Here is a 12452-nt window from a genome sequence, read left to right as displayed (position 1 = left end):
ATTGACTAAAGTAGATGGATTAAGTGCTCTTCAAAAAGGTAAATAAGCCAAATAAAAACGGGAGACCTTAAGTCTCCCGTTTTTAATCAAGATTGCTGCAATTAAATCTTAAACTGTCACACTAAATCTTAAACTGGCCAACTAACTTGCCCAAGTTAATGCCTTCTTCCGAGACTGTCATACTGATCCTGGCGGCATCTTCGCTGGAATGAAGTAACTCGTTTACAATCTCTTGGATGGCATACACGTTACGGTTAATTTCTTCGGTTACTGAGCTTTGCTCTGTCGCCGCGGCCGCAATTTGGGTACTCATATCATTAATAGCCGTTACCGCTGAAGTGACTGAGCCTAAACTATCGGAAATCGTGCGAGAAGAATCCACCGAACGTACACAGCTTTGTTGACTCTCTTCCATGGCTTTCACTGCTTGGGTCACTAGCTTATGCAGTGCCGATAACATCTCGTTAATTTCCAACGTGCTGGCTTGAGTTCGACTGGCTAAATTACGCACCTCATCGGCGACCACAGCAAATCCACGACCTTGTTCACCAGCACGGGCCGCTTCGATGGCGGCGTTCAATGCCAATAGGTTAGTTTGCTCGGCAATACCGCCAATAACAGAAAGCACGCTGTTGATCTTCTGTGATTGCTCGCTGAGTGACTTTATACTGCCTGCCGCATTGTTGATTTGCGACATTAAAGACGCAATCTCCTCAAGCGAAGCATCAACACAGCGCTGAGCATTTGCCACATCACCAGTAGCAGCGTGAGTCGCTTCGGCTACTTGAGTGGTATTCTTAGCCACTTCGTTCGCAGTGGAGGACATCTCAGTGATTGCAGTCACCACCTGATCGGTTTCATTGTTATGACTCACCAACTGGCTCGACATGACTTTAGTTTGATCATGAATCGCATTGGCTGCCGTTTTTACTTTAGCCGTCGCAGTCGCGACATCGCCGATAATATGCTGAAGTTTATCGACAAAGAGGTTAAAGGAGCGCCCAAGTTGGGCAATTTCGTCTTCACCTTTTACGGTAAGTCGCTTGGTTAAATCCCCTTCGCCCTTAGCAATATCATTTAAGTTATCGGCCATATTCTTGATTGGCACGACCATACGGTGGGCGGCAATCATAATGATAAAGCCAGTAATACCCGTAAGGAAAAGCGCTATCAGCAAAATCGCGAAGGATTTTTCTGCCATTTGCTCAGTCACTGTCTCGCGATAATCTTCAACAACAGCTTCAATATCATCGATATATGCCCCAGTACCTAACATCCAGTCAGTACCAGGGATCATCATGGCGTAACTGATTTTTTCAATCTGTTCATTAGTATTAGGTTTTTGATAGTAATAGGAGAAACTACCATCGCCACGTTTAGCGGCATCGAGCAGACCGACGATAATTTTAGTGCCGCGAGGATCTGTCATATCCATTTTATTTTGCCCTTCTAAACTCGGTATGAGGGCATGAAAAATATTTTTCCCTTGAGAGTCATACATGAAGAAATAACCCGCACTGCCAAAACGTATGTCTCTTAGCGCTTGATTCACATTCCCTTGTTCTTTTAACGATAATTGGTAATTCACTATACCAGCGGCAATTTCGGTAGCTTCTTTAATTTGTTGTTTACGTTCACCGACGAGCTTAGATCTAAAGGTAACCACCTCATCGGCAAGCGCATTTTGCTCGACATAATAAGAAACCGACATCAACACCAATAATGCGAGGATCAAAGGAAACAGCGATAGCAATAATAATTTATTGCGCAAACTCAACTTAGACATACTTGAATGCTCCAAAGGATTACAACTTGTATCTTCGGAGTATAGCTAAGATTGTTGTATTTCTATGCGCTTAAAGTAACAAAATCTTAATCTTGCTCAATAAACATTCGATTAATAACGACTCAGTTCAAAGCATATTAAGCAGCACACCACATACACTAAAGCCTAATACCAGTTGTAGCATAGGTGGTTTAAATAACTTTAATGCACCAAAACCGAGCAATACCAAGGCCATATCTTTACCTGAGAATACCGCCTGAGAAAACACGGGTTGATAAAGTGCTGCGGCAAGTAAGCCAACAACACAGGCATTCACTCCCGCTATAGCGCCAGCAATTTTTGGTCTTGCGGCAATCGCATGCCAACTTTTCAACCCCACCAGCATGAGTAAAAAACCGGGTAAGAAAATGGCTGCGGTTGCGATGCAAGCTCCCATGAAGGGCTTATCTAACATCACTTCAGCGCCTAAAAAGGTCGCAAAGGTAAACATAGGTCCTGGCACTGCTTGGGCAAAGGCATAACCTGTCAGAAAACGATCGCCACCTATAGTATCACCCACCGCAGTTTCCAACAGAGGTAGCACAACATGACCACCACCAAATACTAAGCTCCCTACGCGATAAAACTCACCGAAGATCCAAGCTTCAGAGCCTAAATCCACGATAAAAAAACTGCCGATGAGTAACACAAAAAAGAGCAGTAAATATATATAATTCAATTCGATAGGTGCAAGCGGTGCAGTGTCATCTTGCGTCGCACTCAATTTATATATACCGATAGTCGCAGCGCCGAGTAACAGCAAGATTTGCGTCCACATCGATGGCGCAATCAAAATTGCCGCGGCACTGACTAACATTAATAGGCGTGCGGATTTGCGTTGGCAGAACTGTTTAAACATGGCGAGAACGGCATCGGCAACCACAACGACGGCCATTAACTTAAGCCCATAAATCATCCCTTGAACATAATGATTGGCGAGCCAAGCCGACGTTGTTACCGCCAGTAAGTACATCAAAATAAAGGAAGGTAGTGTAAAACCGGCAAAAGCAGCAAGCGCGCCAACAAGCCCGCCTCTTTGATAACCAATGGCGAAGCCCACTTGGCTCGACCCTGGCCCCGGCATAAATTGGCTTAAGGCAACCAGACTGGCGTAACGCTTATCATCGAGCCAACCGAGTTCATTTACGAAGGTCTGGCGAAAATAACCAATGTGCGCCGCAGGTCCGCCAAAACTCATCAAGCCCAAGGTAAAAAAGCGTAGGAAAATCTGTAGCATAAATCGCCGCCCATCAATGCATAAAGTGCTGAAGATTATGCCACTAAAAAGACACTTTGATGAAGTTTCACGCGAGCAGCGCAGATAAAAGTATTGCAAAGACTCTACATGGTAGAGTCCTTATGATTGTTTGAGCGGACTTCAAGAGTCGTAAAGCGAGTGAACACAAATGCTTAGTGATAAATTGATGAGCTAAAAAATTAATCCTTCACCAACATGACTAGTACTTCGAAGTGATCCGTGTGGGGGAATAAATCAAATAGCTGCACTTTGGTTAAGTGATAGCCTTGAATATGTTCGAGATCTTTCGCTAAGGTTTTGGGATTACAGCTTGAATAGAGAATCGCCTTAGGGGCAAACTCGCTTAAAGACTGACATAGCGCCTCGCCAATACCGCGCCTCGGCGGATTAACTATGATCAAATCCGGCTTATCGGCAGCGCTTTTACCCTTAGCAAAGTCGGTGGAATCGAGCGCCATAAATTGCACGTTTTCGAGCCCCATCATCTGCGCTGACATTTGCGCGCAGGCAATCGCTTCAGCTTCAATTTCAATCCCTGTGAGGGTAATGTCATTGGATGCACAGTGCAGTCCGAAACCGCCTACACCACAGAAGAGATCCCATAACGAATGAGGTGAAAACTCGGCAACCCATTCACGGGCAGTTTGATATAACTGAGCCGCAACGTGTGGATTAGTTTGGAAAAAGCTTTTAGGCCGAATGAACAAAGGCACATGATTAAAACGTTCTTCAAGCCTAGTATTCTCAGTTAAGAAAATCTCTTCATCACCCTCAAGTATTGCCATATGAACCGGTTGGATATTGACTGATACCACTTTTATTTGCGGATATTCAGCTAATAATGCAGGTAATTCACGTTCGATACGTTCGATACTATTGGTGGACCGCAGTACAAACCGCAGTAGATATTCACCACGCACTTGGCTGCGGGTCAGCAGAATAAATTTAAGTTCACCCTTGGCTCTATCTACCCGATAAGGAGGAAGTCCAGCCTGCTGCACAAAGCGTGTTAAGCGATGTAATAAATCTTGCATATCAGATGGATATAAAAGGCAGTCGCAAAGATCTACCGCCTCGCCACTTGGGCCCACAATCCCCAACACAGGCGCATGGGCGGCGCCTAAGGCCACCATTTTAGCTTTATTACGAAAGCCGCTGTCCTCGCCAATTACCGGCGGCTGAAAAATATCGGGCAAATTAGCTGGGATAAAAGGCGCGAGTAGTTGCTGTAAAGTTTGAGTCTTAACCGCCACTTGCTGCACCATAGGCTGTTGTATATGCCGGCAAGAAAGGCACAGACCTTGGTTAAAATAACCACATTGCTTGACGGTATTTACAATAGCAGCACTCACGGCAGATCCTAGATATCAGTAAAAAAGCGCCACACTGTAGCGGTTTTACAGGTAAAAATCACCTTGAAGCATATTCAAATCAGCATCAAGTGCATAATTCTCGGCGCACTCAAGATAGGGTGAGTTTATCAACATCAGCAATAGACTGCCGCTTACCTATGGCCTTTTCAATCCATTCAAGCACTTCGGCCGAGGTACTGCGAAACGTCGTTAACTTACCGCCATATAAACTGAGTATTCGCGGATGGGAAATCGATGTTTGCATTAAGGTATCTCGCGGTCGCTCAAAGGCTTGGCTATTTTGCTTAGGCAAGACCCGAATACCACAGAAAGTTTTGGTTATTAGCGCCTTGAGCTCATCAATATCCGGCGTTAGTGGGAAATAATGTTTGTAGATCCCCAGCAGATAATTAATTTCAGATTCGGTCGCCTCAGGCGGCTTATCTAAAGAGGTTAATTCAGTTTCTGTGGTGCCGACTAAGGTTTGACCATACCAAGGCATCACAAATATTACCCGTTTATCGAAGCATGACTCTAAGTACAAGATGCCATCGGGCGCAGGAATATCCAGTAACACATGGGCGCCTTGCACCCAATCGAGTTCAACACCCGCAAGTGGGGGCAAGACTTTGCTTAAAACAGCATTTACCCAAGGACCTGCAGCATTAATCACAAGCTTCGCTTCGGCTTTATGGATTTCGCCCCTGTGGCTAAAACTCAGCTCACAGGTCTCGCGCTTGTGTTCCAACTCAAGAAATTCAGCCTCGGCATAGACTTCAGCGCCCAGTGCCTGCGCGCTGCGCGCCACCGCTTGAGTGAGCAATTTATCGTCGGTCTGCGCATCCCAGTACTGAAATACGGCTTTTAATCCAGAGAGTTTTAATCCCTTGAAACGATGCCAATGCACAGCAGGTACTGACACAAATTGGCCTAAAGGATCAAATTCACTCAGCAGTGCATACATACTCAGTCCTGCGCGTATGGTCCAAGGACTGCGCTGACTGTTGTCGTACACGGGAATATAAAAGGGCACAGCTTTAACAAGTGATGGCGCAAGATTGAGTAAATGTCGCCTTTCAAGCAATGATTTGCGGACTAAATTAATTTGTCCGGTTTCTAAATAGCGTAAACCACCGTGGATAAGCTTGCTGGAATTAGCTGAGGTTTGGCCGCCAATTTCGCCCTTTTCAATCAGCAAGGTGGAATAGCCCGCTGCTGCTGCATATTGGGCAATGCCGACACCGCTGATCCCACCGCCAATAATGGCTACATCGAAACAGGCCATAACTTACTCTCGCTAACCTTCAATAGACAACTGACCCGCTGAGCCTCAAGCATACAACCCATTACACTCAGTCGAACCGCGAATAAGCGTTAATATGTCAATAAGTTAATCTTAGATCAAATCTCGACGATAAGAGTTTAATCAATACTGGCATGCAATTGCTTAAGTGCTTGATCGCACATGGCCTTTAAGGCTTTTAGTTCGCTCGCCTCGCCGCCGACTTTACAACGCATCAAATGAGGAATTTCACTTGCCTGTGTTTTGAGGGAAAGTCCTGCAGGCGTTAAGGCCAGCACTCTCACGCGTTCATCCTGCTCGCTACGCCCGCGAGTCACTAATCCTTTAGATTCTAGCCGCTTCAGCAATGGCGTTAACGTGCCTGAATCGAGGAAAAGTTTATCGCCTAAGGTTTTGACACTAATCCCCTGCTCTTCCCATAGCACTAGCATGACTAAGTACTGCGGATAGGTTAGATCTAATTTGTCCAACAAAGGCCGATAGGCACGCACCATAGCATTCGCGGCACTATAAAGTGAGAAGCACACTTGATTCTCAAGACATAAGGCATTCTCTGTGCTGGCATTTTCGGCCATATCAACAGGATTAATACGGGTATTGGGTTGAAGCGTTGCCATAGGAAGATCCGACAAATTAAATATATTGCGCACAATATACTTGCATTCACACCAAAGATCGAATTATAGTTTATCACAATTGAATTGCGCGCAATTTAAATCGATTTACTTAATCCTTAACCTCAGAAGGTCTAATACTATGAAAACACTTTATGAAACACGTGCCACAGCAAAAGCGGGTCGTCAAGGTCAAGTCAGCACTGATGATGGTTTACTGGATGTCGCTTTAGCCTATCCAAAAGCCATGGGCGGTAGCGGTCTCGCCACGAATCCTGAACAACTGTTTGCCGCAGGTTATGCCGCCTGTTTCTCAAACGCCATTCTGCACGTCGCAAAAATCGGCAAAGTGGATATTACCGAAGCGCCAGTCAGTGCGGTTGTTGGGATTGGTGCCAATGACGCCGGTGGTTTTGCATTAGCGGTTGCCTTAGAAGTCAGCTTAGATTTACCGCAAGAAGCCGCAGAAGCCCTAGTGCGTCATGCGCATCAAGTTTGTCCGTACTCGAACGCCACGCGCAATAATATCGACGTGAAACTTAGCGTAAATGGCGTAACGTTAGGCTAACCATAACCCATCATCGACACCTGTTGATAACGTCAGAAATAGAGCACCCTCGGGTGCTTTATTCTTTATTAGCCAATAACGACTCAAGCTGAGAGTGAGTGTGCATCACACCATTTCACAGGGAGATAAACTGGTTTCAGTTCCCAAAAAATTATTATTCGCGAGTTAACTAACACTTCTTAATATCTAATTTAATCAAAATGATTGATTTAAGTAGAGTAAGAGATAATCGAACCGTTTGACGATACTTAAACCCACTCTCTGTGGGAGGCGCTATGACAAAATATCTATCGAAATTATCTCTCTTTTGCTCGCTATTATTCCTCTTTGCCTTTTCTATCCCGAGCTGGGCCGAGACAACACCCTCAAGCTCAGCGGATCGAACGTGGCATTATGTGAATGCTCAGGGTGAACTCAAAATTAAGCTGTATTTCTTTTGGTCAAAAACCTGTCCGCACTGTGCAGAGGCCCATCCGTTCATTGATTCATTACCGCAAAAATACCCTTGGATAGAACTCGAATCCCATAGAGTGTCAGATCCCGGCGTACAGGATATTTGGCAAAATATTGCCTCCAAAACCAGTACTGAAGCACGCTCAGTACCCTATATGGCAAGTTGTGAAAAGGCCATTGTGGGATATTCAAGTGAAGCGGTAACGGGTGAGTTTTTAGTCAATCGACTGAAGAATTGTTATTTATCCCTTGGCGGTAAACTGAGCGACGCTGACCTCCCCACCAAAGGAGCCACCAGCACAACCACAAGCGCTCAAACTGATGCACCGCTCTTTGGCACTTGTGGCACGGATACTGGTGAAGGCACCTGTGATGCCACCAGCTTAAGCGAGTCCGTTGCAGAGGCAGAAGTTCAGCCCGTTGAATTACCTTTAGTGGGAGTAGTGACACCTGAGACTATGTCTCTGCCGTTACTCACCTTAGTGCTCGCAGGTGTCGATGCTTTTAACCCTTGTGCCTTCTTTGTGTTGCTATTTTTACTATCGATAATGGTTAATGCCAAGAGTCGCAGCCGCATGTTACTTGTCGGCGGGATTTTCGTATTCTTCTCCGGCTTTATCTATTTCCTGTTTATGACGGCATGGCTAAACATCTTCCAACTGCTGGGGGCAGGCAGTGATGGCGGTATGATCATTTTAGCGGCGGGTTGTTTAGCTTTGATCGCAGGAGCCATCAATATCAAAGATTACTTCTTTACTAAGGGAGAAGTGACACTATCGATGTCGGCAGAAAATCGTACGAGTCTAATAAAACGCATGGGGAAACTATCCAATTCCAGTAACTTAGGCGCGTTACTCATAGGTTCTACCGTATTAGCTATCCTCGCCAATGCCTATGAGTTACTTTGCACCGCAGGCTTCCCAATGATCTACACCAGTGTGCTATCTATGCACAATCTGCCAGACATTGAACGCTATATGTATTTGGTTTTATACAATATTGTTTATGTGATCCCGCTGGCTATTATTGTTATCGTTTTCAGTGCGACCTTAGGCAAACGTAAGTTAACCGAAAAAGAAGGCCAAACCCTGAAACTTATGTCAGGCGTGATGATGTTGGGTATGGGTATCGCACTGGTTATTGACCCAACAGCACTGCAAAATGTGAGCCTGGCACTCGGATTGATTTTAGGCTCGCTAGGCGTTACAGCAATAATTGTTATCGGCCGCAAACTGCTCACGGCCAAGGCAAAATAATTGCAAATTGGCAAATTCATGTGTAACGACTAAAGTTAACCGTGGGTTTGCCGATAAAAGGATCCAGCTTACAATTGAGGTTAGTTATGTCAATTTCACTGAATACACAAGCTATCGCACCGAATCTAGAAAATGGTGCAATTGGCGTTAAGGTTGCTCAGTTAGCCAAAGAGCAGCAAAAAGCCGAAGGTCAAATCGCGGTAGATTTAATTGCAGCTGCGGCGCCAAAACCCGTAGGCAATGCAGGCCACAACATCAACACCACGGCCTAATTGTTAGCAATACAAAATCAAAAAAAGCGCTCTGATTATCAGGGCGCTTATTCCCTTCGAATCACCAAAAAGATAATGATTAAGCGATAGGTTTAAGTCGAGTTTCCCCGCATCGAGTGCCTGCAATATCAAGGTTGCGGTGATTTGTTTAGAGAGCGATGCCATCACAAAGCGCGAATCTTGACTAATACCTTCGCCCTTTTGCAGTTCAAGCTGCGGCTTGCCCTGCTCAAGCAGGATAACACTGCCACTATATGGCTGCGGCGAATCCTTTATCGCGGTTTGGGTTAAGGTCTTAATCTCCGCCACCCTCGATACTGAAGATGCGGTTTGGCTTTCAACGGCAATCGAGTTACTGCCTTGCCCAATTTGCTCTTGTTCAGCACCTGTTTCTAATAACAGACCAAAACTATTGGCACTTAGGAATAATAAAAAACCAGTCAACAGGGTACTGATAACACTCAAACGCATGGGTTATCCTTAACGTAATTAACAAATAATGCTGCCTGCTAGAAAAAAGCAAGCTTATCACAAGCGCTTTTTATGGATAATACAATTTAATCTTTACAATTGAATTATAAAGGAAATATTCCATATAAAAATGACACAACAAAGTGATACCTAGGGCGACGAAGCTAATCCGAGCCGTATAAACCAAGTGGCAGTCTGCCCCAGTTTGTAGACTGAATATCTCAAGTTGAAGCTAATACACATTCAAAATGGCTATAAAACGACAATAGTAATAATTATCGCACCTAACATATATAAGCCTGCAGAAAGTGATATCGATTTTAGCGGGCTAAACTCCTCAACTTCCAACGTCTGTATATCTTCAATTTTGACTAGTTGCCCTTCTCCCTCGATCTGCTGTTCCGTTGCACTTTCGACTTGAAATTCCATTTGTTCGCCAGATATTGTGGTGACTTTGACCTTTTCACCTATGTAGCTGGATACCGATTGAGAATCCAATTTAACTTCATTGAGTGAAGAGCATGCGCTGAGGGAGAAACAGATAAGTGATACTACTGCTAACTTTTTCAAACAAGCCTCCTAATCCTACAACTATTACATCCATGATAAGTTATACCTGTAGACATAAGCATTTAGGTATAAGCTATTCAGCTTACGGAGTTTCGCCCACAAGTTAAAGAAACCTAGGCTAAATCCACTTAAATTAAATCCTTTGGATGAGGTTAAATAGCTATCAAATGAGCACTGAACTCATCGATGCGGTTAAAGCCAAAGATACGCTTGCTGTAAAGCGTATTATTGCCAATGGCGCTAATCTTGAAGGCGTGGACAATGGCGGGATGACGGCACTCTTGCATGCCTGTGAGTTGCAGTCTTTTGAACTGCTCAAATTATTGGTGGATGCGGGGGCCAATGTGAATCATCCAAACTCGCAGGGGTATCATCCGCTCGATATTGCTTACTGGCAGGGTGAGTTTCGCATGGGACGCTATACCGCTGAGAGTGAGCGCATGGTGAGCTATTTAACCCGCCACGGCGGCAAATCCTTTAGCTAGGTGAGGTGCTAAATAGCATCAAGATGCGAAAGCTAAAAACTGCGAAATGATAAAAAGCCCTATAAACAAAAATCGCGTTAAGCTGGGCCTAACGCGATTTTTTATTACTCACTTACAACCTAATCACCAAAGTCATCGAGTAGGATATTTTCTGGCTCAACGCCTAGGCTTTCAAGCATCTTAATCACTGAAGAGTTCATGATTGGAGGACCACACATGTAGTACTCGCAGTCTTCTGGTGCCTTATGATTTTTAAGATAATTCTCATAAATCACATTATGAATAAAGCCAGTGTAGCCAGTCCAATTATCCTCAGGCAATGGCTCAGATAACGCCACATGCCAGACGAAGTTGTCATTCTCTGCCGCTAGAGCATCGAAATCCGCTTGATAAAACACTTCACGGGTCGAACGAGCACCGTACCAGAAGCTCATTTTACGTGTGGTTTTCTTACTCTTAAGCTGATCGAAAATGTGTGAACGCATTGGTGCCATGCCGGCACCGCCGCCGATAAACACCATTTCTGCATCGGTTTCCTTCACAAAGAACTCACCGAATGGCCCTGAAATGGTCACTGTATCGCCCGCTTTCAAGTTGAAGATGTAAGATGACATCTTGCCCGCTGGCACATTGGCCGATGGTGGCGTCGCAATCCGCACGTTCAGCATAATGCGGCCCTTTTCATCGGGATAGTTGGCCATAGAGTAAGCGCGCAACACTTCTTCATTGACGGTCGAGACTATATCAAACAGACCGTATTTGTCCCAATCGCCACGGTATTTTTCAGGAATATCAAAGTCAGCGTATTTCACCACATGGGCTGGCGCTTCAATTTGAATATAACCCCCTGCTTTAAAGCGAACATCTTCACCTTCGGGTAACTCAAGCAATAGCTCTTTGATAAAAGTTGCCTTGTTATCATTAGAGATCACCTGACATTGCCACTTCTTCACCCCAAAGATTTCTTCGTCGAGTTCAAGTTCCATATCGGTTTTCACTGAGACTTGGCAGGCGAGACGACAACCTTCTTTAGCCTCTTTCTTGGTGATATGGCCCATTTCAGTCGGCAGAATGTCACCGCCGCCCGATTTGATTTTCACTCGGCACTGACCACAGGTTCCGCCACCACCACAGGCAGACGGAATAAAAATACTCTGACTCGCCAAAGCGCCGAGTAACTTATCACCCGCGGCAACTTGAATGCTTTTTTCGGCATCTTCGTTGATGCTGATCGTCACTTCACCCGTAGCCACTAATTTCTTTTTGGCGATTAGAATCACTATCACCAATAGACAGACCACTAGCGTGAACATGCCTATGCCAATTGCCATTTCCATCGTATTACCCTTTTCTAGCTCTTTTCTAAAAAGAATCTGGTTTCACTTTCTCAATTCTTGGCTCGCCTACTGTAGCGTTACAGCGAGATCCCTGAGAAAGACATAAAGCCCAGCGCCATCAAGCCTGTAGTAATAAAGGTGATACCAATACCTTGTAAGCCTTCGGGAATCGCGTTGAATTTCATTCTTTCGCGCAGTCCCGCCAGCAGTACAATCGCCACTGCCCAACCAAGACCCGAGCCCATCGCAAACACCACTGACTCACCGAAGTTGTAATCACGGTTCGCCATAAAGATCACCCCTGCAAAAATCGCGCAGTTCACTGTGAGCAAAGGTAAGAAGATCCCAAGGGAGTCATACAGACTAGGAATGTACTTATCCAAAAACATTTCAAGGATTTGCACTAACGCCGCAATCACACCAATGAAAGTGATCAATTGCAGGTAACTTAAATCGATACCGGGTAATCCCGCCCAAGACAGTGCGCCAGGTGCGAGCACTTTGACGTAAATCAGCTGGTTTAACGGCACGGCTAAGGTCATCACCACAATCACAGCGACACCTAGACCAAAGGCGGTTGACACCTTTTTAGACACGGCCAAGAAAGTACACATGCCCAAGAAGAACGACAGCGCCATGTTGTCGATAAAAGTGGCCTGCAAAAATAGATTTATATAGTGTTCCATAT

General features: G+C 45.0%; 13 protein-coding genes. 4 read left to right on the top strand and 9 right to left on the bottom strand.

Annotated features, from left to right (window positions below; translation table 11 throughout):
* Positions 1-121 precede the first annotated feature (121 nt).
* From L5L97_RS03500 to L5L97_RS03480, 5 genes are all read right to left on the bottom strand, one after another.
* Positions 122-1786 carry a methyl-accepting chemotaxis protein gene (locus L5L97_RS03500; protein WP_113939838.1) on the bottom strand — a complete coding sequence of 555 codons (1665 nt, stop codon included), beginning with the start codon at positions 1784-1786 and terminating at the stop codon, positions 122-124.
* A 127-nt stretch (positions 1787-1913) separates the two neighbouring features.
* A complete protein-coding gene (gene chrA, locus L5L97_RS03495; protein WP_263183278.1) occupies positions 1914-3062 on the bottom strand; it encodes a chromate efflux transporter in 1149 nt (382 codons plus the stop codon).
* A gap of 200 nt (positions 3063-3262) precedes the next feature.
* The gene (gene rlmC / locus L5L97_RS03490; protein ID WP_263178514.1) at positions 3263-4435 is read right to left on the bottom strand and encodes a 23S rRNA (uracil(747)-C(5))-methyltransferase RlmC; all 1173 of its coding nucleotides are present in this window, start codon (positions 4433-4435) and stop codon (positions 3263-3265) included.
* Between the two features lie 109 nt (positions 4436-4544).
* Positions 4545-5720 (bottom strand): glycerol-3-phosphate dehydrogenase/oxidase, encoded by a 1176-nt coding sequence (locus L5L97_RS03485; protein ID WP_263178515.1) that lies wholly within the window; start codon positions 5718-5720, stop codon positions 4545-4547.
* Between the two features lie 137 nt (positions 5721-5857).
* Positions 5858-6355 (bottom strand): MarR family winged helix-turn-helix transcriptional regulator, encoded by a 498-nt coding sequence (locus L5L97_RS03480; protein ID WP_372833095.1) that lies wholly within the window; start codon positions 6353-6355, stop codon positions 5858-5860.
* Positions 6356-6494: 139 nt separating this feature from the next.
* Between L5L97_RS03480 and L5L97_RS03475 the strand changes: the two genes are divergently transcribed.
* From L5L97_RS03475 to L5L97_RS03465, 3 genes are all read left to right on the top strand, one after another.
* Positions 6495-6920 (top strand): organic hydroperoxide resistance protein, encoded by a 426-nt coding sequence (locus L5L97_RS03475; protein WP_263183275.1) that lies wholly within the window; start codon positions 6495-6497, stop codon positions 6918-6920.
* A gap of 275 nt (positions 6921-7195) precedes the next feature.
* A complete protein-coding gene (locus L5L97_RS03470) occupies positions 7196-8629 on the top strand; it encodes a cytochrome C biosynthesis protein (protein ID WP_263145197.1) in 1434 nt (477 codons plus the stop codon).
* Between the two features lie 86 nt (positions 8630-8715).
* A complete protein-coding gene (locus L5L97_RS03465; protein ID WP_106651481.1) occupies positions 8716-8901 on the top strand; it encodes a cytoplasmic protein in 186 nt (61 codons plus the stop codon).
* 3 nt (positions 8902-8904) lie between these two features.
* Here L5L97_RS03465 and L5L97_RS03460 read toward each other — a convergent pair whose 3' ends face one another.
* Together L5L97_RS03460 and L5L97_RS03455 are read right to left on the bottom strand one after the other, a co-directional pair.
* The gene (locus L5L97_RS03460; protein ID WP_372833098.1) at positions 8905-9372 is read right to left on the bottom strand and encodes a serine hydrolase; all 468 of its coding nucleotides are present in this window, start codon (positions 9370-9372) and stop codon (positions 8905-8907) included.
* Between the two features lie 252 nt (positions 9373-9624).
* On the bottom strand, positions 9625-9942 hold the full coding sequence (locus tag L5L97_RS03455; protein WP_105250113.1) for a hypothetical protein: 318 nt from the start codon (positions 9940-9942) through the stop codon (positions 9625-9627).
* A 167-nt stretch (positions 9943-10109) separates the two neighbouring features.
* Between L5L97_RS03455 and L5L97_RS03450 the strand changes: the two genes are divergently transcribed.
* Entirely contained in the window at positions 10110-10427 is a 318-nt protein-coding gene (locus L5L97_RS03450; RefSeq protein ID WP_263183272.1) for an ankyrin repeat domain-containing protein, read from the top strand.
* 119 nt (positions 10428-10546) lie between these two features.
* On the opposite strand, the gene nqrF is transcribed toward L5L97_RS03450, so the two are convergent.
* Together nqrF and nqrE are read right to left on the bottom strand one after the other, a co-directional pair.
* Positions 10547-11764 carry an NADH:ubiquinone reductase (Na(+)-transporting) subunit F gene (nqrF, locus tag L5L97_RS03445; RefSeq protein ID WP_105250115.1) on the bottom strand — a complete coding sequence of 406 codons (1218 nt, stop codon included), beginning with the start codon at positions 11762-11764 and terminating at the stop codon, positions 10547-10549.
* Positions 11765-11841: 77 nt separating this feature from the next.
* Positions 11842-12450 (bottom strand): NADH:ubiquinone reductase (Na(+)-transporting) subunit E, encoded by a 609-nt coding sequence (gene nqrE / locus L5L97_RS03440; protein ID WP_105250116.1) that lies wholly within the window; start codon positions 12448-12450, stop codon positions 11842-11844.
* Positions 12451-12452: the final 2 nt, after the last annotated feature.

The organism is Shewanella sp. SM71 (genome assembly GCF_025653905.1).
Classification (GTDB): domain Bacteria; phylum Pseudomonadota; class Gammaproteobacteria; order Enterobacterales; family Shewanellaceae; genus Shewanella; species Shewanella oncorhynchi.
This window is presented reverse-complemented; position numbering and strand designations above follow the sequence as displayed.